The sequence below is a fragment of the Coleofasciculus sp. B1-GNL1-01 genome, assembly GCF_040220235.1.
GTDB lineage: Bacteria > Cyanobacteriota > Cyanobacteriia > Cyanobacteriales > Coleofasciculaceae > Coleofasciculus.
This window is the reverse complement of sequence record NZ_JAVJTO010000030.1, coordinates 1-23,676: the sequence shown is the minus strand read 5'-3', so window position 1 is coordinate 23,676 and position 23,676 is coordinate 1. Positions and strand designations below refer to the sequence as shown.

The 23,676-nt window shown below is 45.1% G+C and carries 20 protein-coding genes; 10 read left to right on the top strand and 10 right to left on the bottom strand.

The genetic code is table 11. The features are described from left to right. The first annotated feature begins 3 nt into the window (after positions 1-3). The gene (locus RID53_RS06845) at positions 4-855 is read left to right on the top strand and encodes a Cof-type HAD-IIB family hydrolase (RefSeq protein ID WP_446387403.1); all 852 of its coding nucleotides are present in this window, start codon (positions 4-6) and stop codon (positions 853-855) included. 510 nt (positions 856-1,365) lie between these two features. On the opposite strand, the gene RID53_RS06840 is transcribed toward RID53_RS06845, so the two are convergent. Then, positions 1,366-2,376, bottom strand: coding sequence for a DALR anticodon-binding domain-containing protein (locus RID53_RS06840; RefSeq protein ID WP_446387402.1), 1,011 nt, complete (start codon positions 2,374-2,376; stop codon positions 1,366-1,368). 110 nt (positions 2,377-2,486) lie between these two features. Here RID53_RS06840 and RID53_RS06835 point away from each other — a divergent pair, with 110 nt between their 5' ends. Genes RID53_RS06835 through RID53_RS06820 form a run of 4 tightly spaced genes read left to right on the top strand, consistent with a single transcriptional unit; the run spans position 2,487 to position 5,784 of the window. Next, positions 2,487-3,194 (top strand): Crp/Fnr family transcriptional regulator, encoded by a 708-nt coding sequence (locus RID53_RS06835; RefSeq protein ID WP_446387401.1) that lies wholly within the window; start codon positions 2,487-2,489, stop codon positions 3,192-3,194. A gap of 47 nt (positions 3,195-3,241) precedes the next feature. After that, positions 3,242-3,781, top strand: coding sequence for a Uma2 family endonuclease (locus tag RID53_RS06830; RefSeq protein WP_446387400.1), 540 nt, complete (start codon positions 3,242-3,244; stop codon positions 3,779-3,781). Between the two features lie 54 nt (positions 3,782-3,835). Beyond that, entirely contained in the window at positions 3,836-5,191 is a 1,356-nt protein-coding gene (locus RID53_RS06825; RefSeq protein WP_446387399.1) for an AAA family ATPase, read from the top strand. Further along, positions 5,188-5,784 carry a hypothetical protein gene (locus RID53_RS06820; protein ID WP_446387398.1) on the top strand — a complete coding sequence of 199 codons (597 nt, stop codon included), beginning with the start codon at positions 5,188-5,190 and terminating at the stop codon, positions 5,782-5,784. The genes RID53_RS06825 and RID53_RS06820 overlap by 4 nt, the downstream gene beginning before the upstream one ends. Before the next feature lie 30 nt (positions 5,785-5,814). On the opposite strand, the gene RID53_RS06815 is transcribed toward RID53_RS06820, so the two are convergent. The 4 genes from RID53_RS06815 to RID53_RS06800 all read right to left on the bottom strand — a co-directional run bounded on the left by RID53_RS06815 (position 5,815) and on the right by RID53_RS06800 (position 11,407). Continuing rightward, positions 5,815-6,777, bottom strand: a complete 963-nt coding sequence (locus tag RID53_RS06815; protein WP_446387397.1) for a phosphate ABC transporter substrate-binding protein — start codon at positions 6,775-6,777, stop codon at positions 5,815-5,817. A gap of 165 nt (positions 6,778-6,942) precedes the next feature. Continuing rightward, positions 6,943-7,983, bottom strand: a complete 1,041-nt coding sequence (locus tag RID53_RS06810) for a PstS family phosphate ABC transporter substrate-binding protein (protein WP_446387396.1) — start codon at positions 7,981-7,983, stop codon at positions 6,943-6,945. Between the two features lie 337 nt (positions 7,984-8,320). Continuing rightward, positions 8,321-9,346, bottom strand: coding sequence for an ABC transporter permease (locus tag RID53_RS06805; RefSeq protein WP_446387395.1), 1,026 nt, complete (start codon positions 9,344-9,346; stop codon positions 8,321-8,323). 408 nt (positions 9,347-9,754) lie between these two features. Then, complete coding sequence (locus RID53_RS06800) at positions 9,755-11,407, bottom strand: ABC transporter substrate-binding protein (RefSeq protein ID WP_446387394.1); 1,653 nt, start codon at positions 11,405-11,407, stop codon at positions 9,755-9,757. 442 nt (positions 11,408-11,849) lie between these two features. Between RID53_RS06800 and RID53_RS06795 the strand changes: the two genes are divergently transcribed. Next, positions 11,850-12,059 carry a hypothetical protein gene (locus RID53_RS06795; RefSeq protein ID WP_446387393.1) on the top strand — a complete coding sequence of 70 codons (210 nt, stop codon included), beginning with the start codon at positions 11,850-11,852 and terminating at the stop codon, positions 12,057-12,059. Positions 12,060-12,118: 59 nt separating this feature from the next. On the opposite strand, the gene RID53_RS06790 is transcribed toward RID53_RS06795, so the two are convergent. Continuing rightward, the gene (locus RID53_RS06790) at positions 12,119-13,312 is read right to left on the bottom strand and encodes an RNA-guided endonuclease InsQ/TnpB family protein (RefSeq protein ID WP_446387392.1); all 1,194 of its coding nucleotides are present in this window, start codon (positions 13,310-13,312) and stop codon (positions 12,119-12,121) included. A 154-nt stretch (positions 13,313-13,466) separates the two neighbouring features. Next, entirely contained in the window at positions 13,467-13,607 is a 141-nt protein-coding gene (locus tag RID53_RS06785) for a hypothetical protein (RefSeq protein WP_446387391.1), read from the bottom strand. Positions 13,608-13,631: 24 nt separating this feature from the next. On the opposite strand from RID53_RS06785, the gene RID53_RS06780 reads away from it, so the two are divergent. The 3 genes from RID53_RS06780 (at position 13,632) to RID53_RS06770 (ending at position 20,511) form a co-directional block, all read left to right on the top strand. Beyond that, complete coding sequence (locus tag RID53_RS06780; protein ID WP_446387390.1) at positions 13,632-16,268, top strand: CHASE2 domain-containing protein; 2,637 nt, start codon at positions 13,632-13,634, stop codon at positions 16,266-16,268. A gap of 225 nt (positions 16,269-16,493) precedes the next feature. Then, positions 16,494-17,489: a methyltransferase domain-containing protein gene (locus RID53_RS06775; protein WP_446387389.1), complete on the top strand. Its 996-nt coding sequence runs from the start codon at positions 16,494-16,496 to the stop codon at positions 17,487-17,489. A gap of 580 nt (positions 17,490-18,069) precedes the next feature. After that, positions 18,070-20,511, top strand: a complete 2,442-nt coding sequence (locus RID53_RS06770) for a WD40 repeat domain-containing protein (protein ID WP_446387388.1) — start codon at positions 18,070-18,072, stop codon at positions 20,509-20,511. 41 nt (positions 20,512-20,552) lie between these two features. Here RID53_RS06770 and RID53_RS06765 read toward each other — a convergent pair whose 3' ends face one another. From RID53_RS06765 to RID53_RS06755, 3 genes are all read right to left on the bottom strand, one after another. Continuing rightward, positions 20,553-21,236, bottom strand: a complete 684-nt coding sequence (locus RID53_RS06765; protein WP_446387387.1) for a hypothetical protein — start codon at positions 21,234-21,236, stop codon at positions 20,553-20,555. Positions 21,237-21,527: 291 nt separating this feature from the next. Then, positions 21,528-22,010 (bottom strand): DUF3368 domain-containing protein, encoded by a 483-nt coding sequence (locus RID53_RS06760; protein ID WP_446378844.1) that lies wholly within the window; start codon positions 22,008-22,010, stop codon positions 21,528-21,530. A 7-nt stretch (positions 22,011-22,017) separates the two neighbouring features. Next, positions 22,018-22,284 (bottom strand): UPF0175 family protein, encoded by a 267-nt coding sequence (locus tag RID53_RS06755; RefSeq protein WP_446387386.1) that lies wholly within the window; start codon positions 22,282-22,284, stop codon positions 22,018-22,020. 459 nt (positions 22,285-22,743) lie between these two features. Between RID53_RS06755 and RID53_RS06750 the strand changes: the two genes are divergently transcribed. Further along, a partial coding sequence (locus RID53_RS06750) for a gamma-glutamyltransferase family protein (RefSeq protein WP_446387385.1) occupies positions 22,744-23,676 on the top strand: 933 nt, incomplete at its 3' end.

Sequence of the window (23,676 nt, the reverse complement as noted above, 5' to 3'; positions counted from 1 at the left end):
CAAATGTCCCAATCCTTAGAGCCTCAAGAGCGAGATAGCCTGGACATTCAATTACTGGTTCTGGATATTGATGGCACGATCGCAGGTGAAACCAACACGATTACAGAACCTGTAAAGCAAGCCATTCGTAGGGTACAAACAAAGGGAATTCAAGTCGCGATCGCAACCGGACGCATGTACTGTTCTGCTTTACGCTTCCATCGGCAGGTTGGTTCTACCCTACCGATTCTGGCGTATCAAGGCGCCTGGATTCAAGATCCCGCCACAGAGAGAATTCACCGCCATTTATCCGTCTCCCGTGCTAGGGCTGAACAATTATTGGATTATTTTGAGAGTGAGTGGCTGCGATCGCAACTTTCAGTCCATTTCTATATCAACGATCAATTGTATGTCCGGGAAATGACCCCCGAAACCCAACGCTATGCTCAACGGGCAGATATTCACCCCCTATCCGTGGGTGACTTGCGCCAGGTACTCACCAACGAACCGACCAAGGTATTAGCCCTCTGTCAGGATACAACAGTTATCGACCAATTATTTAGCCGCTTGCGCCAGAAATACACCCCGGCTGAACTTTACCTGACTAAATCCGTCGCCACTTTCTTTGAAGCCACCAATCCTCTCGTCAACAAAGGAGAAGCCGTGCGCTACCTCGCTGAAGACTTACTGGGACTAACGGCTCAAAATGTTATGGCAATTGGCGATAACTTTAACGATATTGAAATGCTGGACTATGCGGGGTTTGGCGTTGCGATGGGGAATGCGCCTCTGGAAGTCCAAGCGATCGCGCAATGGGTAGCGCCCTCTGTTGAACAAGACGGCGTAGCCACAGCCCTGGAAGCATTAATTCTGTGACGTCCCTCGATCAGAAAGGGAACCGACGACTGTCCGTGTTTCGTCTCGGTTCCCTCGCTGGTTCGCTCCTCACACATTCAGCATCATACCGGAATTTGATGGAGGTTGTCACCTCTTGTAAGAAAAGTTATTTTTCTATGCCCCTAAAATAAAAAAACCTTACCATTTCTATCGATACCCAATTGCCGAATGCTAAATTTAAAGCCATTTAGGGTAGGGGTACGATAATATCGTGCCCGTGTCAACTTAAGCTCAACCCCTCACCCCCAGCCCCTCTCCCAAGCCAGCCCTCACCCCCAGCCCCTCTCCCAAGCTTGGGAGAGGGGAGTAAGAGGGGAGTAAGAGGGGAGTAAGAGGGGAGCAAGAGGGGAGCAAGAGAATCCGATTCCCCTTCTCCCGTACAATAAAAGCGAAGCATCCGCCTCGATGTGATACACCCAAACAAGAGCAGAACAGAGCCGTCTCAGGGTTACTGTACTACACCGTGTTAGAAAGTGCTGTACAGGTAGCCTACAACACTCTAGGGGCAGATACACCCAATTGCTCTTGTAAGAGCGATCGCAATACCACTTGCGTAACCCCGATTAACCCCAATCTCGCCTGCGCTAGGGGCAAGTCGTGAATTTTCACCTCTCCCCAAATTCGACAGAACTTGTAAAATTGATTACACGCCTCGCTGACAATCAATCCTTGTTTAACCCAACGCTGACAATCGGAAGCACTCATCACATCTAACAGATCAAAAAGCTGGACAATCAAATCCCATTCAGCAGGATGGGTTAAACGTAGGCGTACCGACTCCCTATCGGAGTCTCCTGTATCCTGGAGCCAAGGAATTGGATTTGGGGAAACGATCATAATTGGGGGTTGGTGAGTGGTGACTGGAAACAATTCCTCCTTGTCTCCCCCAGCTTCCCCAGCTTCCCCAGCTCCCCCATCTCCCCCATCTCTCCCATCTCCCACATCTTCCCCCCCTCCTGTATCGGTGATTTCAATCAACCCCTGTTCGTCAGCTAGGCGTAAAAGCGAACAGCAACGAGCATGAATATATTGAATGGGAAAAAGCTGATCAGAATCCGGCTGATTGTGTTGAGATTTTTCTCGGTTCCCTCTTCCTCCTTTTGGGTGAAATTTATCGTTTAAGTCATTTGGGGACACTGATGGAAAATAGGGTATTTTAAAGCACTCTTGTAAGTAAGTAGCCAAAGCGCGATCGCCAAGTCGGAAAAGAATCCAGCCCGGAGGCAATACTTCAACGGTAAAATTGATACCAATCGTGTCAGCAGACTCTTGAGAAAGCGTTAGCAAAGCTTCGGTAAGCTGATGAGCGATATCTAAGGGAGTCTGTTGCCAAGCCGAAGATAACTTAAGTGCGATCGCTGACCGATAGCATACATAATTAGAAATAGAGGTACGGTGTAAAGGTACAGTATTCGGTGTCAACTGAGCCGCTATGGGTAAGGTGTTGATTCGATCAATTGCCTGCCAAAGCTGTCGTTGAAACTGAGATTTGATACTCACATCTTTACTGAACGACTTTACCGTAAAAACTCGGTAGTTAGATGTATTTTTAGCTACTTTAAACTCCATGTACACTGAGAGACAAATGGGATCTCCATCCTAATCGATCTATGAATTTCCAACCCTCAACCTCAGACCCATCCCGACCATTCTTAACCTGGCAACGGATTCTGGATTGGGCGCAGGAACACTACCGCGATCGAACGTTTAACAAAGATGAGCGAATTCCCACTCGTTCAGGGTTGCTGTATCTCGTGCAGCGAGGCACAGTACGCCTAATGGGTACCACTCAATTGAGTTCCCATGACTCAACAGACGGATCATTACCCCCAATTTTAGAAGAAGCCTTTTTAGGATTTGTCAGTGCAGGTCAGCCGTTTGAAATTGTCGTCCAATCGCCCTTTACTCTGTCCGCCTACTCCCATATTGACCAAACCTCAGTTCTCTGGATGTATTGGCATGAGCTAGACAATTGGCCCCACTTCCGGCGTGAGGTTTTTAATGCGTTCCACTATCAACATCAGCGTAAACTCCTATGGTTAAGCACATTAGGACAACGCAAAACTATTGATCGCCTTTTCGGATTACTCACTCTAATCATTGAAGAATTTGGCGAACCGACACCCGATGGCTACTGTTTGCCATTTCCTTTAACTCACGGGCAAATTGGTAGTGCAATTGGTGCAACTCGTGTCACCGTGACTCGCTTAATGGGAAAGTTACGTAAGAAGGGATTGATTTCTACCTACGGGGATAATTTAATTTGCTTACCCATGCAGTCTTATGATTTTGATGACGATGGTTCAAAATCAACCTAATCGGTGCTTTGTTATCCTATTAAAACGAGATAGTTGAGTATATAGCGATGGTCATAGCCACGAATGTAACTGGCAATTTTTCTCTAGACGACTTTATAGCTAATCCTCCCGATCATACAGAGTGGGTGGATGGAAAATTGATTGAAAAAACGGGAATAACAATAAAACATAGTCGAATTCAATCGAGGTTGGATGGTTACTGGGGAAATTACATCAGCGAGTCGGGACAAGGCGGTGAACCACTCGTAGAACTTCCTTGTCGCACATTGCGTCAGGGGCGTCGTCCAGATGTTTCGTATTTAACGTCCCAATTGTTAGATCAGTATGGAGATGTGGCTGTATTACCCCAGAGTCCCCCTCTGATTGCCGAAATTGCCTCACCCACGGATACAGCCGAGGACTTATTTGCCAAGGCGACGGAGTATTTAGAGTCAGGTTGTCAAGAAGTTTGGTTAGTGTTTCCTGAGACTCGTTGGATTTTGGTGATCACTCAGAATCAGACATTAGCATTTCGTTCCGGTGATGTGGTGAGTACGCAGGTTGTTCTAACCGGGTTTAGCATAGCCGTCGATGAGTTATTAGCATAAAGTTCGTAGTTGCGCTGTCTTCATTCCTGCAAACCTAAACCTGAGAACCAGTCCATGAAAATAAGTAAAATAATTATCAAGGGCTTTCAACAGTTCAATAATTTCCAGTTGGATTTGGTAAACCCCAAGACAGGTAAACCCCTAGATAAAATATGCTTTATTGGCACGAATGGAACGGGAAAAACAACGCTATTGGAAAAAGTAATTAACTCATTTAAGTTTCATGGTTATGAAAATCAGCCAAATAAACTGGAAAACCAGCCATTCTTCGCTGTAAAATTTTCTGCCTCGTCTGGAGATTTTTTTGCTTGCCATCCTCCCGATAGCGGTTCTGGTTGGTTTGATACTCCAATAGTCTACTATAATGCTGATGTCGAACAGACTGACGAATGGCATCGGTTTGTCACTGATCCAACCCAAAAAACCGTACCACCTAACTTCTGCATACAACACTACATTTCCAGCCCACCCATTCCCTCGTTTACCAGCAAGAGAGATTTAATTATTCATGTACCAGCCGATCGGTCATTGCTTTTACAGCAAGGAGATTTACCTGTAACAACACTTAACGAAGCTTTAACGCTATTCCAAAATTTTCCAGTTTATCACTTTATATCTATGGAAACTGCCGGAGAGTTTTGGAAACTATTAATTTATCTGGTCAAAAAACGGGAGAGTGATTACCTAGATCACTTAAAGAAACCTGAAAATAAAAAGAAAACGATTGAAGAGGTTGAGGCGGAATTTAACCAAAATCATCCAGAGATTCTCCAAGAAATTGGAAACTTATGGAATCGAATACTAGACAAGCCAGGACTAAAATTCGATATTGAAGAAGCAGGAATTCCTGTACAACTCAACGAAAATCTTCAGGCGTATGTGAAAGTTAAGAGTACAAGTCAAGCCTTACCGTACAACAGCCTCAGTAGTGGGATTCGCAGCTATATATTCAAGTTAGGGCATATTAAAACATTGTACTTCCAACGTCAGATAGAGCGAGGTTTTCTATTGGTTGATGAACCCGAAAATAGTTTATATCCGGATCTGCTTTATGACCTAATTGAGCAATATCTCTCAATCATCCAAAACACACAGTTCTTTGTCGCTACCCATAATCCAATTATCGCCGCTCAGTTTGAACCTTATGAGCGAATCCACCTGGATTTTGATGAGCAAGGGTTTGTCACGGCGACATCGGGCGTTACTCCGATTGGAGATGACCCCAATGATTTGTTAATTAAAGATTTTCATGTACGCAGCATCTACGGAAAACAAGGACTACAAAAATGGGAACGATTTCTGGAACTACAGCGATTAATTAACTCAACTAGCGACATAAATCGCAAACAGGAATTGATTGCTGAATATCTAGAAATCGGAAACGCCTATAACTTTGCTCCATCCAAATGAGATATCTGAGAAAGTCAGCGCAGTCAAAGATAATTTCTAATCAGTGGCAGTATTCAAATCAAAGTGATAGAACTAAGATAAGGCAAGAACTGCTAAACGAACAGATGGGATTTTGTGCCTACTCCGAACGCTATATCAAAAGTACAGATGCTGTTGATGTGGAACATTTTGATGCTCGGTTGAAAAGCACAGAGAATGATAATTACTGGAATTGGTATACTGTGGTGCATTGGATCAATCAGCATAAACCCCGTAAGATCGAGCCGTTTGAACCTATCCTAAAGCCATATTCTGCGGATCTAAATCAACGGATAAAGTATGAAAATGGGCAATTTATTGCGGTCGATCCAAATGACAAAGAAGCTGAAAATCTGATTAAGTATCTTGGGTGGAATAGACCCGAACTATATGAAGATAGGCGCAAACATATCGAACGCATCCGATTTCTGCAGCAAGCTCTATATAAAGATAACCAAGATCAGTTCTTTGATTATTTAGTGAATGACCCAGATAATCTCAGTTTTTTCTCCGCCCTTAGTGTTGAGTTAGAACTTCCTGATAGTCTGATCGAAAGGATTAACAAAAGCTCGTGAAATTCCCATAGGAGAACATAGCACAACAACTCACTGGTTAGTCGCCGCGATCGCGCCTTGTCCTTGGGGTGAGGCGACATAACCCAGAAAGGCTTGCACCTGCGGCGTTGCAGGTTGCTTGTAGACGTAGTAAAGTTCTCGTTGATAAGGATAATTCGTCGCTTGGGGGGTTAACCCATCGACGGGTACAATTCGCACCGTTTGTTGATCGGCAACCTGTGCATACGTGGCATAACTAATTCCATTGGTTCCCAATTCTCGCAAAATTGGAGTCGTTGCATCTTGCTGCATTGTGACAATATTAGGTGTTGTACCAAATTGCCCACCATTGAGTACCAGTTCTTGAAACGCCTGATGAGTTCCGCTAACTGGGGGACGGTTAATCACCCGAATCGGTTCTGAAGCACCACCGACTTGTGACCAATTGGTAATCTGTCCTTGAAAAACTTGCTGCACTTGCGCCTGAGTTAAGCCTCGCTGAAAGGGATTTTCCTCACCTACCACGATCGCGATCGCATCTTTCGTTACAGGTACAGCCACTAAGCCTTGGGACTGTTCTTGGGAGGTCAGAGGACGAGAAATCGCCGCAATATCGACACTTCCTGTTAACAGCGCTAGAATCCCCTTATCTGAACCCCCAGCTTGGGTTTCCACAGTTGTACCAGGAAACTGCTGTTCAAAACTTTGTTTCAAGGCTTGATTAATTTGCACCATACTCGTCGAACCTGCAATCCGAACAATTGTGCCACTGGGGACAGTTTGAGGCGGCGGAAAAGCACTATTGGGATTCGCGGCTGGCGTTCCCGGATTGGCAGGTTGAGTCGGTGGGGATGGATTTTGGGCTGGGTTATCTTCACCTCCCATCAATCCTCCCATCAATCCTCCCAAATTCATCCCCGATTGACGAGTAAACCACCAAAAACCACCCGCTAATATAACGAGTGTAATTACCAATGCAGCAATAAGGGTTCCAGTTTCGTTTTTCTGTGACATAATTAATGGTCATTTGTCATTTGTCATTTGTCATTTGTCATTCGTCATTAGTCATTAGTCATTAGTCATTTGTTGATTGTTCATGGTTCATGGTTCATTGTTGATTGGGAATCTTCTCCCTCATCTTCCCCATCTTCCCCATCTCCCCCATCTTCCCTGCTCAACTCAGCGCAAACTCACGAATCCGGCTTGGCTAATTAAGTCCTGACCCTGATTTGTAAGTAACAATCGCGCATACGCTTCCCCGGCTTGTTCATCAACTTGACCATTTTGTTTAACAATGACAAATAATCGACGAGTAATCGGATAGCTTCCCGATTGAAACGCCTGCTTATTAAGCTGATTGCGCTGTCCGGGACATTGGGAAAGCGGCACAAAGGGTTCCTGGTAAGGAGGAACCAGTTCATCGGGTTTGCGTCCAATCGGTAAAGATTTTATTGTACATTGAGGCACAACTTCAGGTGCAGAGGCGTAATAAATGCCGCCAGGATTATCCGCTAACACTCTCAGGGCTTGAGTTGTGGTGGGGATAAACTCAACCGTCGCGCCAAACTCTTCTCCCTCTAAAATATTGTCCATAAAAAACTCAATTGTACCGCCTTCTTCTGGGCGTCTGGAATAAGGGATAATCGGTAAATCAGCACCCCCGACTTGATTCCAGTTGGTAATCTTACCCGTATAAATATCTTTTAGCTGAGTAATCGTCAAACCCGGAATTTGCAGGTCAGGATTAACCGCAACGGCGATACCATCAATAGCGATAGGAATTTCTTTGAGAGTAAAGCCGCGTTGCTGGGCTTGTTCATATTCCTCTTGTTTCAGGGGGCGCGAGGATTGGGAAAACGCCAATTGGTTATTTAACAGCATCTTAATCCCTGTACCCGAACCCGGTGCACCCGTTGTCGGATCAGTGTAGCGCAATCGGAATTGGGGCCACACGGTTTGAATGGCGGGGTCTACGACTTCACGGATGGGTGCCCAAGTCGTGCTACCTCCATAGCTGAAGAGTCCTTCGGGTACACCTTCCACTTGGGCAAAGGTTTTAGCCTGTTGGGATTGTTCAGGAGATTGACGATTAACCTTAACCTGGCGGTTTGTGTTGATTAAGTCAGACTCACGGCTAAACCACCAAACCCCGCCCCCAACTAAACCAAGGGTAATCAGCAAGGCTAAAACTAATACAGTCGTTTCGTTTTTCTGAGACATGCGATCGTGAGTTCAAGTCGCCAAATCACCAATTACCTCTAGCTTACCTGGCAATCGTCAAGTTTTTTCCCATCCCCTTTGTCTCGGTTATCCCTTTTGCTTTCTTTATAAATTGAAGTAGGTTGGGTCGAGGTACGAGACCCAACAAACGCTAGCTGGAACCTGTTGGGTTGAGCGAAGTCGAAACCCACCCTACCAAAGTCATACCAAATCCGGGGAACACTACCCCCGTTATAACCCAGTCCGCGCAGGTGGACTACCCTTCGGGAAGGCTTCGCATACATTTGTGTAGCAGCGATTTTAATCGCCGTGGCGGGGGTGATTAAACAATGAACAATCAATAGCGAATACGCGGGTCAATCAAGGCATTGATAATATCAATCGCAATACTCGCGATCACCACAATCGCCCCAAAAAACACCATAATTCCCTGCACCGTCGGGTAATCTCGTAACTGAATCGCTTCATATAATCGATTAGCCAATCCGGGCCAAGAAAAGGTCACTTCTGTTAACACCGCACCCCCTAGCAACGATGCAAACGTAAGTCCCATTACCGTAATTACCGGAATCAATGCATTTTTTAACGCATGTCGCAGCAGAATTGTCCGTTCCTGAATCCCTCTAGCGCGTGCAGCTTCCACATAATCAGCCTTCAGCGTTTGCTTGAGATTTACCCGGACGATGCGCTCAAAAATTCCACTTAGAAGAATTCCTAAGGTTAACGAAGGTAGCGTTAAATAATATAATGCCGTTAAAAATTGGTTTAAATTCCCATTCAACAGACTATCAACGGTATAAAGTCCGGTGAACTCTGGAGGCGGAGTTACTGATGCCGGAAATCGCCCACCCAGAGGAAACCATCCTAACTGTACGGCAAAGATTAATTGGACAATCATTCCTGCCCAAAATATCGGTAAGGCATAGGTAATAATTCCAAATAGTCGTCCCCCTAAATCAAAGACTGTACCCGGACGAGAGGCGGAAAAAATACCCACGCCAATTCCTACCGTTATCGCGACAATCATACTACAGACTGCTACTTCTGCCGTCGCGGGGAAATACTGCTGAATCACTTGCCAAACCTCTCGTCCTTGGTCACTAATTGAACTGCCTAAATCCAGGCGAAGTAAACTGAATAAATAATTGACATACTGTAAAGGTAATGGTTGATTTAATCCCAACCGTTCCCGAAATTCGGCTTTTACACTTTCAGGCGCACGATTACCAATAACCGCATCAATTGGATCTCCTGGCGTAGCACGGAGAAGCAAAAATACGATAGTTACAATCGTAAACATCATTAACGGTGCTAGAAGCAACCGAGCGATGACATAGTAGAGTAAGGCACGAGAACGAGACATCTGAATTCAAATTATGGCGAGTAGGATTAACACAGGTTTGTAGTTGCGCTTTAGCGCCATTCCAATATTACGGAAAGCAGAACTCTTTTCTATCTGATATATTGCACCATTTTCAATAAGCCCCGATACCCGCCAATAATTCAAGTTCTTGGCTTATATAGCATTTGTAAATGAGTTGTAAACCTAGGAGGTCTTTTTTAGATTACTTAAAAACCCTGTATCTCTTTCCCCTATTGCCTATTGCCCATTGCCCATTGCCTTTTTACCAGGTTCCTGTGTTCACGACCCAAATAAAAACACTATAGCTTAAGTTCAAGCTTAGTGGACTAAAACTCTTATCCAGTCGTCTTTAGACGACTTAAGCTTTTAGTTCCTTGGGTTTGAACCCAAGGCGGTTGGTGAGACTACTTAAGCGTTTTTATCAACTTGCCAAAACGAGACACCAATAATTGGGTTAATTTCCACATTCTGCAAGCTGTCTTGAGCAAACGCAAATTCTTTTTTCTGCAACAAGGGAACCAGGGGAACATCTTGAGCAATTAGCTCTTGAATTTGCTCAAATAGTTGTTGTCGCGCCTGGGGATCTTGTTCCTTTCGTTGCGCCTCAATGAGTTGGTTCATTTTCTCACTGTAATAGAAGAAGCCTTGACTTTGACTCGCCCCTTCTTGACATCCGGTTTCCGCTGATCCTTTCGTACAACTGAAAAAGGGACTAATGTAATTATCTGCATCACCAAAATCAGGAAACCAAGCCACTAAATAGCTGGGATAAATGCCTTTGGGAATATTGGCAAAGAGGGTGGTTGATTCAACGGGTTGCGGTTTAACTTGCATCAAACCCTCCATTTTTTGATCGGCATATTCTTTGAGAAGCGTAACAATTTGTTGGCGTTGAGGGCTATCGGAACTGTACCAAATTTCCAATACAAATGGATTGTCAGCCGAAAAACCTGCCTCGGTTAAAAGTTCTTTTGCCTTATCCACATTGCCATCCCCGTAAGGTTGCTTAAATACGGGTTGGCTGGTGGCAAAGGTGTCGGGAATAATACTGTAAGCGGGTTCCGCTTGACCCCGATAGACGCGATCAATGATTAACTGACGATCCACTAACGCCGCGATCGCTTGTCGGACTTCGACCTGATCTAAGGGTTTTTGCTTGACATTTAGCACCATATAGTCTAAGCGACTGCTGGGCTTTTCTAGTACCTGATACCCTTTCGATTCAGCATCCTCTTTGAGGCTGAGAATTTGATCGGCACCTAAGTCACGATAAGCAATATCAACCGCACCTGTGGTAAAGGAATTATACAAGTTAGCGGGACTACTGAGAAACTGAAAGTCAATCCCTTGATTCGGCGGCTTTTCTCCCCAATAGTCCTCGAATACATCCACTTTGACTAAATTTGGCTCAAAGGAAACCAGTTTATAGGGACCCGTTCCCACAAAATCATTGGGTTTGAATTTGCCTTGCCCAATTTCATAGGCTTGGGGTGAAACCGCACTTAATCCAGGAAAGGCTAACAGGTAAGGGAAGGGCGCAAAGGCGTTTTTTAATTTAATTGTCAGTTCGTATTCCCCTGTGGCTTCTACGGATTCCATGACGTTAGACAGTAGGGCGGAAGGTTTACCCCCGTTTTCACTAAACCGCCTCAGGGAAAATGCCATGGCGTCTGCATTAAAAGGTGTGCCATCATGGAAGGTAACGCCCTGACGCACAGGAATCGTGTAGGTTAACCCATCATCACTGACTTGCGGGAGTTCTGTCGCCAGTTGCGGGATAAGCGTATCTGTATCCCCCTCGTAGGTATAGAGGCGATCGCCTAAGCTGGTAATAATATCACTAATCGCCACTTCATAGGCATCAGCCGGATCAAGGGTTCGCGGTTTGGCAACAGAACCCACAGCGATGCGTTCAGGGCTACTGATGCTCATGACGGAACTTGCAGCATTATCAGTGGGTGTATTTTGCCCACCACAGCTAATAATCAGGATACAACAGCAACAGAATAAACCGAGAAATTGGAAAAATTGCCGTTTCTGACGAGATAAGGGAAATTTCATATTAAGCCCTGAACTAAAGTTCGCGCTAAAAGCTTAAACCCGTTAAAACGGGTTGGCAGCCTTTGATGTAGTAAGCTAAAGCTTATACAATCGGCTCCCAAACCGCAATCGGCACTCCCACAGTCGAATTCGGGGTCAATCCCTACGGGGGAAGCCGTTATGCACTTGAGATGAGCCTTTAAACCGACACAGCTAAGTTTTGTTCGGATTTTCTACTTTTGTGTACATTCTTCCGGATTTTTAGAAGCTTCAGAGATAGGGCTGATAGCTACTGATACAGGCGGATAGAGATTTGTCACGTTAGAGCATCTCAACATTGCCATACATCCGTTGAAGCTGATGCGTCGAAGAATTTTTGTTTTATTTTAATCATTCAACTATTGCCATCTGTTCGAGACTTAAGTCAAGATCGTAATTATATGTGATGAAAGGGTTTAATCCAATGACCATTTCTGCGGATACAGTATTTTCAAATTTACAGAACATTGACCACGTTGATCCAGTAACCAGTGCTATCTACCGAGAACAAGCCCAAGAGGTGCTGGCTACACCATCGATCACGCTGAAACTTCGCTCCGCGATCGCGGATCGACTCAACCGCGCTAATAACGATCTAGCATTGCACACAGTAGGGAGTGAAGATAGTTACTAATTCACCTTTGAAGTGACATACTCCTACACTAACCTGAGTACAGGTATAGTGTAGGCTTCTCAACCAATCCGGCTATTGCGTAGGAGGCGTTGAGCTTTAAGAACGGGATGCCCCTCCGCTCTATTTTTTATATTGATAGCTGCGTTATGGTCACGGTCAAGACTGCATCCACAATGGGGGCAGTTGTGCCAACGCATAAACAGCTTTTTCGGTACTTTCTCTCCACAATTCGAGCAATCCTGTGATGTGTTATGGGCGCTTACTGGAATTACCAACAAACCAGCTTTTTCGGCTTTGTTTGTCAGAATCGACAGAAAGTTTGACCACCCAGCATCCAGCACAGATTTAGCCAATCTAGTTTGAGTAAGTCCTTTAACGTTTAAATTCTCATGAGCAACACAGTCATACTTTGATAGTAGATAATTAGCTGTTTTGAAGTGAAAATCCTTCCGTTTATCTGCTACCTGCTTTTGTTGTTTTCCTAGTTGCTTGATAGCCTTAAGCCTACCCTTACTCCCCTTTTTCCGACGGGCTACCCGTTTCTGGATAACTCGTAACCGTTTTTGAGCTTTACGGTAATGTTGAGGAATCGCAATATTTTCACCATCTGAAGTTGTCAAAAATTCCTTTAAACCCACGTCAATCCCTGTAATTGAATCGGGGTTAAAATCTGGCTTTATTTCCGGAACTCTCTTGTCTGCCATCGATAAGGTCAGATAGTAACCATCAGCTTTCTTGGTAACAGATGCTGTTTTTATTTTGAATCCATCAGGGATAGAGCGATGTAGGATAACCTTGACTTTCCCCAACATTGGTAAGTTGATGAGGTTTCCCTGCAAGCACCCCTCTTTCATTTGGGGGTAAGTCAAGGTGCGATATCGGTTACGGGCTTTAAACCTTGGCTTCCCGCTACGTTTGCCGTTGCTATCGCCTTTGATAAATCTCTCAAACGTTACCTTCACTCGCTTGACTACATCTTGTAGGACTTGAGAGTAAATCTCTTTATACCAGGGATGAGTTTTCTTGAGTTGAGGTAAGGTTTTCTTCTGAGAGTAGTAATCTGGGTTGTCTTGTAATTCAGGCAGATGACAGATTAAGGGACAAGCATTGACTGGGGAGCGGTTTTGCTCATACCAGTTGAATCTATCAGCCAACAAATAGTTATACTGAGCGCACAGCATAGCCAGCCATCTGTCAAGTTCAATAACTTGCTGTTTGGTTGGGCGTAGCTTGTACTGGTAGGCAGTTCTCATTTGCTTACTTGCCCTCCTGTTTATCAATCTATGAACAGTATACTGTCTGTATGGTGTTTTGTTGGAACCTAATAAAAAATAATGTCATGAATGTAATTGGAAACCTCCGTTCCTACGGTTTCCCACCTATCCATCCCAACGCCAACCTGAGTTGTTACTGAGCCTGTCGAAGTACAGGTATGGCGTGGGGCTTCCGGTGAAGAAAGCTAAAACCGTCTAAGCCACGACTCAGCTTGAGTTGAGCTACAGTAAGGAATAGAGAATGATTCGCCATAGCAATCAGGGGACTACTCATGTTAATTTTGGTTGCTAATCCTAAATGTGGCAAAAGCTCAAGCAGCATATTTCTAAATGGCAAGGGGTACTGATCACTGCCCCCACTGTCGCCGGGTTGGTGATCGCTACAGCTTGGACGGGTTCGTTTCAGCTTCTCGAATGGGCAACACTTGACCAATTTTTTCAGCAGCGTCCCCAAGAACCAGTTGATCCCCGCATTCTGGTGATCACCATTGATGAGTCTGATATTACCCAGATCGGGACGTGGCCCATTCCTGATGCTGTTTTAGCCCAGTTACTTAGAAAAATAAACGCCCAACAGCCTAGGGCGATTGGCTTGGATTTGTACCGTGATTTGCCAGTCGAACCGGGTCATCAGGAATTAGTTGAGGTGTTTAAGTCCACACCAAATCTGATTGGTGTGGAAAAAGTTGTCGGAGAGACAGTTGCACCATCGCCAACCCTCAAACAACTGGATCAAGTGGCGATGGCTGATTTAGTCTTGGATGCGGATGGCAAAGTTCGTCGCGGATTGCTGTCTGTGCAATTAGACGATGAGTCTATCCACTTGGGATTAGGGGTAAAGCTGGCGTTGATGTATCTAGACGCCGAAGGGATTACCCTGCAAATGACGGATGAAGCCAAGAGTCATTTACAGTTGGGTAAGGCGGAATTTGTGCCATTGACGGGGAATGAAGGTGGCTATGTTAATGCCGATGTGGGTGGCTATCAGATCCTCTTAAACTATCGCGGACCGAGAGAGAACTTTCAAACTGTATCCATTGCTGATATTTTAGAGAATCGAATACCACCGGATTTGATGCGCGATCGCATTGTTCTGATTGGCGCTACCGGACAAAGTGCGAACGACTTATTTTTTACACCCTATAGTCAAAATACCATCGGTTCGCGTCAGCAAACACCGGGCGTGATTATTCATGCCAATATCGCCAGTCAGATTATTAGTGGGGCGATGGCGGGACGCCCTTTAATTAAGGCGATTGATGGACGCCCTTTAATTCCCTTCATTGATAGAATAAACCAACCGTCTTGGCTGACAATTTGGATTGATCCAGTCGAGTGGTTATGGATTGTAGTCTGGTCTTTTATTGGTGCGGGAGGAAGTTGGAAACTTCAGCAGGCAAACCAGTTGGCGGATAGGATTTTTCCCCGATGGGTGGTTGTTGGTTTCGGCACGTTCTTCATGGGTAGTATTCTGGTGGTGGGGAGTTATGGGGCGTTTCTGGCTAATTGGTGGTTGCCCGTGGTTTCGCCGCTTGTGGCGTTAATCGGATCATCAATGGCGATCGCACTATACCAAACCTGGGAATTGCAGCGCCACAATGCTGACTTAGAAATATTACTGGAAACCACGACGGCTCATTCTGATGCGATTGAGGAGGAGTTACATCAACAAGCTGAAGAAGCTGCACGGGAAAGTGAACGCCGCTTAGCCCAATTTCTGGAAGCGGTTCCGGTTGGGGTAGCGGTATTAGATGCAACCGGAAAAACCTATTACCTGAATCAACGGGCGCAACAGTTAATTGGCAAAGGTGTGGTTCCTGATACCTTTGCTGAACAATTTGCTGAGGTCTATCAATTTTATATTGCTGGAACTGAACAACTCTATCCGGCGGACTTATTGCCCGTAGTGCAAGCGTTAATGGGAGAAAGCGCCACGGCTGATGACATTGAAATTCACCAAGGCGATCAGATTATTCCCATTGAAGCTTGGGGTATCCCAATTTTTGATGAAGGGGGCAAAGTGACGTTTGCGATCGCGGCGTTTCAAGATATTACTGAACGTAAAAAAGCTGAAATTGAACGCAAGGATTTCACGGCTCAACTCTTGCAACTGAATCAAGCCTATGAACGGTTTGTTCCGGAAAATTTCCTGAAATTGCTGGACAAGAAAAGTATTGTCGATGTAGAACTGGGCGAGGCAGTGCAGAAGGAAATGTCGATTTTATTTTCGGACATTCGTTCCTTCACCACCCTCTCCGAACGGATGAGTTTAGAGGATAATTTTAAATTTATCAACGCCTATCTGTCGCGCATGGAACCTGCGATTGTCGAACATGATGGCTTTATTGATAAATATATCGGTGATGCGATTATGGCGCTATTTAATGGTAGTGCGGATGATGCGGTTCGCGCCGGAATTGATATGTTAAATCGGTTGACTGATTATAATAAAACGCGGCGACGCCCGGATCGTCCCCCGATTCAGATTGGGATTGGGATTAACACCGGTTCGCTGATGCTGGGAACCGTGGGCGGACACAATCGCATGGATGGTACAGTGATTAGTGATGCGGTCAATTTAGCCGCTCGCTTAGAACAGCTTACGAAAGAGTATGGGGTATCCTTATTAATTTCTCACCACACGTTTTTACAGCTAAATCATCCGGTTGAATATGCCTTCCGGATCATCGGTCAAGTCCAGGTTAAGGGTAAAAGTGAAATGGTCTCTGTTTTTGAAATATTTGAGGCAGATCCACCAGAACTACGCTCGGTCAAGTTAATGACGAAGCCTGATTTTGAGAAGGCTTTATTTCTGTATAGTAAACATTTATTTGAAGAAGCCGCCCCAATTTTTCAAGAGTGTTTACAGATTAATCCCGTTGATCAAGTCGCTCAAATTTATTTAGATGCTTGTCAGAAGCAGTGTGAGGGTTGAAATCGTGATCGTGGGGGGAACAGGGAACGGGGAACAGGGAACAGGAAATACCCAATTCAATCATAGCCGTTAAAATAAGTTAATTGTAGGGGCGGGTTTAGTCGTTTAATTTTGGTATCTACCGATAACCTGTAAATCAAACCCGCCCGTTATTATAACGTGGGTTAATCAGGCAACTCTGAACCCGATTATCAACAGGGTCAAAATTTTGAGGGTTTAACGTTAATGAATTTCTTTTTTCCGCTTCTGGGACTACTGCTAGGACTCTTCGCGATCGCGATCCTACTCTATCTGGTTACGGGTCGCCGCTATCAATCCTCTGAATCGGTGGTCAATTCTTACGACCAATGGACAGAAGATGGTATTTTAGAGTTTTATTGGGGCGAACATATTCACTTAGGGCATTATGGCTCACCGCCTCAACCCAAGGATTTTTTAGCCGCAAAATCAGATTTTGTGCATGAAATGGTGCGTTGGGGAGGACTCGATAAATTACCCCCAGGAACCACTGTTTTAGATGTCGGGTGTGGCATTGGCGGCAGCAGTCGTATTTTAGCACGGGAGTACGGGTTTGCCGTAACCGGAATTAGCATCAGTCCTCAACAAATAAAACGCGCTCAGGAGTTAACACCAAAGGACTTAGATGCGAGATTTTTAGTCGATGATGCCATGGCAATGTCTTTCCCAGATGCCAGTTTTGATGTGGTTTGGTCAATTGAAGTGGGTCCTCATATTCCCGATAAAGCACTTTTTGCCAAAGAATTAATCCGGGTACTCAAACCTGGTGGTATTCTGGTTGTTGCTGACTGGAATCAACGGGATGATCGCCAGAAACCACTTAATTTTTGGGAGCGTCCGGTGATGCAGCAACTCTTGGATCAGTGGTCTCATCCGGCGTTTTCCAGCATTGAAGGGTTTTCGGAACGGTTGCAAGAAACCGGACTGGTTGAGGGTAATGTAGCAACCGCAGATTGGACAGAGGAAACGCTTCCATCTTGGCTTGATACTATCTGGCAAGGCATCGTTCGACCCCAGGGATGGCTACAGTTTGGTCTATCCGGTTTTATCAAGTCTGTGCGAGAAGTGCCGACAATTTTATTAATGCGGCTAGCCTTCGGTTCTGGGCTTTGTCGATTTGGCATGTTTCGCGCTATTCGAGCCAATTCTCCAGCCAATTTAACTGAAACCGTCTCGACTCAAGCTGTGGCGACAGAACGGTAATGAATCAAACTTGACCTAAGCAAGATCCCCGACTTCTCCAAAAAGTCGGGGATCTGTCTGTGTACCTCAGTGGTATAGCGCTACGCGCTAGGCTTTCTTGCAATAGGCAATAGGCAATAGTGAAGACAAAAGCTTACCTGAAAAGGGATTGAGCGATTTTAATTTTTCTTGATTTTGTCCTAACGTGTGTGCGTAGTGCTATAAGTAGTCGGACAAAAGAAAACGGCACTGTACTAAGTTTTGTAAATAACCCTCAAACTCTTACTGTTCCCTGTTCCCTGTGACACACCGAGCGAAGTCGAGGTGTTCCCTGTTCCCTAATCTCAACCGTTAACTTTAATTGTGTCCACCCACTTATCAGGTTTATTTGGCTTCCGCTGTGCTGATCGTGTTTTTGTTGACATGGGGGTATGACCTATCCCTGCTATCCTTAGATTTTGCGAAAACTGGATCAATCCTGATATGACTTGCATAAGCCTGGAGTAGAGGTACAATATGTTCCCTACAGATAGTGGTTCAACGGTACAGCAAGCGTCAGTCCTGACTATTCAGGTCAATGTTGCCTCTAGAGATAACTATTATGGAGCCGTGGTTAAAATTACTTCTGCAATGGGCTGTCCCTGTTTTTAAGACCCTGGTCTATCTGAAAACGACCAATCAATTTAATGGTATACCCTTAAACGAAAAACCAACATCTGAACCCAAACCTCTTATATTACCCTATCAGGGGGTCGATCAACCCCCTCAAGGGGAAAAACTGGTGGCAATGGGGCAACATTTCGCCAATAAACTGCCAGATGTGATCAACGCGATCGCGCAAACCGTAGATGAAACGGATCACCTAGAACAGCAGCGCTTCCAGCAACAGAAAGCCCTTCAGCAGCAACTCGTCGCCGAACATCGCCAAACCCTATTCAAACTCGCCGCCTATCAACGGGAAACCACCCTCCAGTTACCGGAAGTCCATAAAATCCTCGATCATTGGCCCCTCCGCCTGTTTCCCTCCCAACTCCTCGAACCCCATCGCCCCAATCGCCCGATTCCGCTACGAATTTTTATTGCCCCTCCCCAGGTTCAGTTTGAACGGTTTGGGGAAATGAACTCACAAGTGCCAGATATTGAACTGGGTTTGGCGCAACGACTGCGAGAATTCTTAAGTCAACATTATCCCCTGCATTCTCAAGTGAGACCCACTGAATTTTTAGGCGGGGCGTGGGAGAGTAAGCGGTTTCATAGTGAATCGAGTATTAAGGCGCTGTTTAGTTTATTGAAATCTGAACCTACCTTAATTTTAGAATCAGAAATTGATGGCGATTTTCTGATTTTTCGCCTCGCTTATTGGGGATTGGGACAGGACAGTTATTGCTATTCAACCTTATGTAAGTTCTCCTATCGAGAGTTTATCTATGAATCAACAAAAGCCAGGGCGTTGAAATGGAAAACCACGCGAGACAAACTCCTGGCATTGGGAAAGAGTATTGAGGATATTAATGCCAAAGGTGGCGACAATGCGATTAATTTAGCCTACTTGGAAGAAGCCGAGGAATTACAGCAAGCTGGGATTGATCCGGGGGAATTGATTTTTCCCTATAAAGTGAACCGTCGCGACTGGGACAACTTTTGCCAGTTTTTAAGTACCTGTCACTGTTTGGTGGCGGGCTGGGTGGCGGATATTCATCATCTGGTTCACTCGGATGTACCGCCGCTTTTGCCGGAATTATTACCGCCATTAATTGCGGAAGTCCCTGATCCGAATTTAGTCCAAGTGGTGATGCAAACCACGCTTTCAATTTATCAAGAGGTGTTACAATCCCTTATTAGTGAACGCCCTTACTGGGAACCGGAACTGAGTTTAAAACTAGCACAGAGTTTAACCTGTTTACCCGATAAATCTTGGGCAACTACACAAATTAAGTTCTCGGTGAAAGCATGGCTGCAACAACGGAAACAGCCCCATCGAGAAGGCTTACAGGCATTTGAAGCCATGCGATTGGTATTAACCCAACAGGATCACCACTATTGCCAGATGCTACAATCCTGTTTAGCCGCCGTGGGGGATGAACAAGGGGCAAATCAAGTTCAGGAGTTGCTAGAGGCGATCGCAGCTCGTCAACAGTCGCAGACGTTTGCTAATCTAAGCTTAATCTCTACGTTCACCGGACTCAGTGGTAAAGTCCAGGCGATCGCGATTCATCCCCATGGACGCACCCTGTTAAGCTGTGGGGGTGATAGTAGGATTAAGATTTGGGATATTATCAGGCTGAATTCGACACCTATTCAGCAATTAAATGGGCATTCTGGTGGAGTTTTAACCCTTACCCTTAGCCGGGATGGGCAGATTTTAGCCAGTAGCGATCAGTCGAAAAATCGCAGTTATATTAAAGTCTGGAATCTACATCAGGGTAAACTGCTGTGGACGCTTTCTGGACATCGCAAGCAAATTCATTCCCTAGCGATTAGTCCGGATAATCACACCCTGGCGAGTGGTTCCCACAAAATTAAGTTATGGAATTTAAACACAGGAGAACCCTTCCGCACGCTATTTGGGCATAAAGAATGGGTGTATTCCCTGGCGATTAGTCCCGATGGTCAAAGTTTAGTGAGTGGAAGTGGGGATAAGACAGTTAAGATATGGAAATTGGCAACCGGGGAATTATTACGGACGCTGAGTGGACATAAAGCCAGTGTCAGGGCGGTGGCGATTAGTCCTGATGGACAAACGATTGTCAGTGGAAGTGAAGATAAGACGATTAAACTATGGGATTTTGAGACGGGAAAACTCCTGACTACATTAACTGATCATACAGGAGCCGTGTATGCGATCGCGCTGAGTCTCGATGGTGACTATCTCATCAGTGGGAGTGAGGACAAAACAATCAAGATTTGGCATCTGCATCGGGGAGAACTCATGCAAACCCTTGAGGATCATACCGCCCCAGTATACGCCCTTGCCATTGGTGCTGATGGACTCCTTGCCAGTGGGAGTGAGGATAAGACGATTAAATTGTGGCGTCCCTTGTAGAGACGCGCCATGGCGCGTCTCCCTTATTGGCGTTTGTGCTATCAAGACGAACACAGAAGGTTAATCAAGGATTGAGGTATCTCTTCAAAATGCTCTAACAAAAAATCCATAATTGCCAGATGGCGCAAGTCAACGGGTTGAGGACGATGATAGCCTTTCCCTCGGTTAAACCAACTCTGAACCGTCCCCTGGGAACGAGAACAGATGTGAGAAAGTTGCTCATAAGTGACATCCCATTTGGCATAAAACTGTTTGGGTGTCATCCCTAATTCACAGTAACAATAGAGGTGAATGATGTATTGTTCCCGCTGAGTAATTGGGCGGGGATAGTTTCGCCCTTGGGGATTATAGCGTCCAGTTGGGCTATGCACAGATAGAGGCGCAATCCGATGGCGAGAAGGGGTGGGATAACAGTAGAGATTTTGATCATTTTGATCCTCTTCACTCATCGGTTCAATCTCCTCTATTTCCTCACCATGGCGCAGGGTATTTAAAGCGCCAGCGATGAGTTTACCGTTGAGGCTTTCGATCAACTGCTGAATAAATAGCTTGGCGATCGCATCGACTTCAGCATCCGTTAGGTGCATTTGCGACGCATCAAAATCAATATCGCGATAGTGCTTGAGTAGAGACAGGAGTTGAGTAATCCCCAATTCCGTTAACCCTTGCTGGGTAAAGGTTTCAGCGGTATAGCTGGTGTCAAAGTGAGGCGGTAAAGGTTTCATAGGCTTCTTTTCCTTATGTCATATTAGTGTATTGCTTGCTTGTAATAATGTTATAACAAAACAAACAAAATTAAAACCCCTTTCTCTCAAAAAAAAGAGCCAGGGGAAAATACTTGAATCAAAAAAACGTAGGGTGGGTTAGGCGGGACTTAAACCGAAGCAATAACCATTTAATGAACAATCCGCCGTCACCCACCAATATTAACGGGACGGTGTATTATTTAATTAATAAGTCAGGAATAATCATTAATATTGGTGGGTTTCCTAAGTCAACCCAACCGACTCTCATATTCAGGCTTCTCCCATTAACTGTAGTACAGCGTCAATAAACCTCTGACTAAAATATATTCCTTGTTTAAGCATCGCATCTAAAAATGGTTTGACTTCTTCAATCTCTCCTAATTGCTTCGCTTTAATCAAAATTCCAACTGAACCGGAAACATTAAGATTGAGAGACTCTGCTACCTTTCTACCCGTTAACTCATCAATTAAAACAAGTTTAGCCTTTTCTTCTAATGCCAAGGTAATTACTTCTGCTTCTCCTCGATCAAGGCTAGGCAGTAGTAAAGCGAGTTGTTCTTTAGCAGTAATCGTCTGACGATTAATCCAAGTCTCTTGTTCTAAGTCAATAAATCCAGTTTTGTTGCGAGTATAATCTGATATTTCTTTAGCCACAGCATCAGGTATTGTCAACTCACCAACTATTTGTCGCAATAAAGATAACTGATTAATTTTTGCAAAAGCAATTAAAGGTGTGGCGTTGCTGATAATCATTGTTTGTTTATAACTGACTTATTCCTTGGATTTCGTGTTCTAAAACGGATTCATCATAATCAAAAACTATAATACCTTTTGCCGCTAAAACATCCATAAATTCTAAACGATTAATTCCCGCCAGTTCTGCGGCTTTGCCCAAAGATAATTTTTTCTCCTGAAAATAGGTGATTGCTGCTAACAAGCGCAGATTTTGGGTTAACTCCAGCGAACCCACTTTTAAAGCGGCGAGCAAATCTTGAGAAATTTGAAAAGAAATTGTCTCCGTTGTCATCAGAGTAATTATTCCTTTAGCTTTCCACCACCTTGTATTGTAACGTAGGGTGGGTTAGGCGGAACTTAAACCAAAGCGATAAACCTTTAATGAACAATCCGCCGTAACCCACCAATATTAACGGGGGAAAATATTATCGAATCAATAAGCTGTTCGGCATTTAAACCATAATGTCAAGAATTGGGAGATCCTTGTAGTGCGTTTAGCGAAGCCATGCCGCAGGCTTTGCATCTTGCTCGCTACTAATACCCAATTTAAATGCATTACAGCTTATTTCAGACAATAATCCTAAACTTGGTTGGGTTTCCTGCGTCAACCTAACCGACAACCACACCTCAAAAAACGTAGGGTGGGTTAGGCGGAACTTAAACCAAAGCGATAAGCCTTTAATGAACAATCCGCCGTAACCCACCAATGTTAACTGTTTTCTGTTTAATATCTCTCGGCTAGGTATCCCTTATGCAAATAAAACTCACACGCCAGAAGAAAATCCTGCTTCTGATTATCGCATCCATGTTTGTGAATTTCCGGGAAACTGCGCCACTGGCGGCGTCGGCGGATATGTATTTGGATGATTCTGGGGAGGTGATTCCTAAGTTAAGTACCCAGGGATATCTGGCGGTAGGGGTTCCGGGAACGGTGGCGGGTTTGGATAGGGCGTTATCGGAGTATGGTACGATGAACCGTCAACAGGAGACTGTGGCGGCGATTTTTTTGGATGGGGGGGAAGCCTTTCAGGTGGGGGAACGGTTGGTTCAGGAGGAGTTGGCGGAAACCTTGAGTGCGATCGCGCGATCGGGAGCTTCGGTATTTTATCAGGGTAGAATAGCTCAGGCGATCGTGCAAGCTAGTCAGGAGAATGGCGGGATTCTCACCTTAGAGGATTTTACTCGGTATCGGGTGCGTCAGGATACGCCGTTGCGCTGTTTTTATCGCGGCTATGAGGTGGTAACGGCGCCACCGCCGGGAGGGGGAGTAACGGTGTGTCAGATGTTAAATGTGTTGGCGGGGTATCCTCTGAGGGAGTGGGGATGGGGTTCGGTGGAGAGTCTGCATTCCTTTTTGTCTGCGGCGCTATTTGCTTATCGGGATCGGAATCAGGTTTTGGGTGATCCGGATTTTGTCGAGATTCCCGTTAAGCGCCTGTTGAGTCAAGAGTATGCAGCCCAGATTCGGGAACAAATTGGGGAAAGGGCGTTGAATCCCCAGGCGTTGCAGATGCAGGATATGCCTCAAGGCACTCATACGACCCATTATTCTATTGTGGATCAGTTTGGCAATGCGGTGGCGGTTACGTATACGATTAATTCCCTGTTTGGCGCTAAGGTGATGGCAAAGGATACGGGGTTTTTTCTAAATAATCAGATGAATGATTTTACGGTGAAGCTGGGG

What these genes read in the sequence shown, in the direction of transcription:
- RID53_RS06755 (WP_446387386.1), bottom strand. Translation starts at nt 22,284, where the DNA reads ATGACAACGGAGACAATTTCTTTTCAAATTTCTCAAGATTTGCTCGCC.
- RID53_RS06780 (WP_446387390.1), top strand. Translation starts at nt 13,632, where the DNA reads ATGTGGCAAAAGCTCAAGCAGCATATTTCTAAATGGCAAGGGGTACTG.
- RID53_RS06820 (WP_446387398.1), top strand. Translation starts at nt 5,188, where the DNA reads ATGAGATATCTGAGAAAGTCAGCGCAGTCAAAGATAATTTCTAATCAG.
- RID53_RS06830 (WP_446387400.1), top strand. Translation starts at nt 3,242, where the DNA reads ATGGTCATAGCCACGAATGTAACTGGCAATTTTTCTCTAGACGACTTT.
- RID53_RS06790 (WP_446387392.1), bottom strand. Translation starts at nt 13,312, where the DNA reads ATGAGAACTGCCTACCAGTACAAGCTACGCCCAACCAAACAGCAAGTT.
- RID53_RS06805 (WP_446387395.1), bottom strand. Translation starts at nt 9,346, where the DNA reads ATGTCTCGTTCTCGTGCCTTACTCTACTATGTCATCGCTCGGTTGCTT.
- RID53_RS06800 (WP_446387394.1), bottom strand. Translation starts at nt 11,407, where the DNA reads ATGAAATTTCCCTTATCTCGTCAGAAACGGCAATTTTTCCAATTTCTC.
- RID53_RS06795 (WP_446387393.1), top strand. Translation starts at nt 11,850, where the DNA reads ATGACCATTTCTGCGGATACAGTATTTTCAAATTTACAGAACATTGAC.
- RID53_RS06815 (WP_446387397.1), bottom strand. Translation starts at nt 6,777, where the DNA reads ATGTCACAGAAAAACGAAACTGGAACCCTTATTGCTGCATTGGTAATT.
- RID53_RS06775 (WP_446387389.1), top strand. Translation starts at nt 16,494, where the DNA reads ATGAATTTCTTTTTTCCGCTTCTGGGACTACTGCTAGGACTCTTCGCG.
- RID53_RS06785 (WP_446387391.1), bottom strand. Translation starts at nt 13,607, where the DNA reads ATGAGTAGTCCCCTGATTGCTATGGCGAATCATTCTCTATTCCTTACT.
- RID53_RS06810 (WP_446387396.1), bottom strand. Translation starts at nt 7,983, where the DNA reads ATGTCTCAGAAAAACGAAACGACTGTATTAGTTTTAGCCTTGCTGATT.
- RID53_RS06825 (WP_446387399.1), top strand. Translation starts at nt 3,836, where the DNA reads ATGAAAATAAGTAAAATAATTATCAAGGGCTTTCAACAGTTCAATAAT.
- RID53_RS06770 (WP_446387388.1), top strand. Translation starts at nt 18,070, where the DNA reads ATGGAGCCGTGGTTAAAATTACTTCTGCAATGGGCTGTCCCTGTTTTT.
- RID53_RS06760 (WP_446378844.1), bottom strand. Translation starts at nt 22,010, where the DNA reads ATGATTATCAGCAACGCCACACCTTTAATTGCTTTTGCAAAAATTAAT.
- RID53_RS06765 (WP_446387387.1), bottom strand. Translation starts at nt 21,236, where the DNA reads ATGAAACCTTTACCGCCTCACTTTGACACCAGCTATACCGCTGAAACC.
- RID53_RS06845 (WP_446387403.1), top strand. Translation starts at nt 4, where the DNA reads ATGTCCCAATCCTTAGAGCCTCAAGAGCGAGATAGCCTGGACATTCAA.
- RID53_RS06835 (WP_446387401.1), top strand. Translation starts at nt 2,487, where the DNA reads ATGAATTTCCAACCCTCAACCTCAGACCCATCCCGACCATTCTTAACC.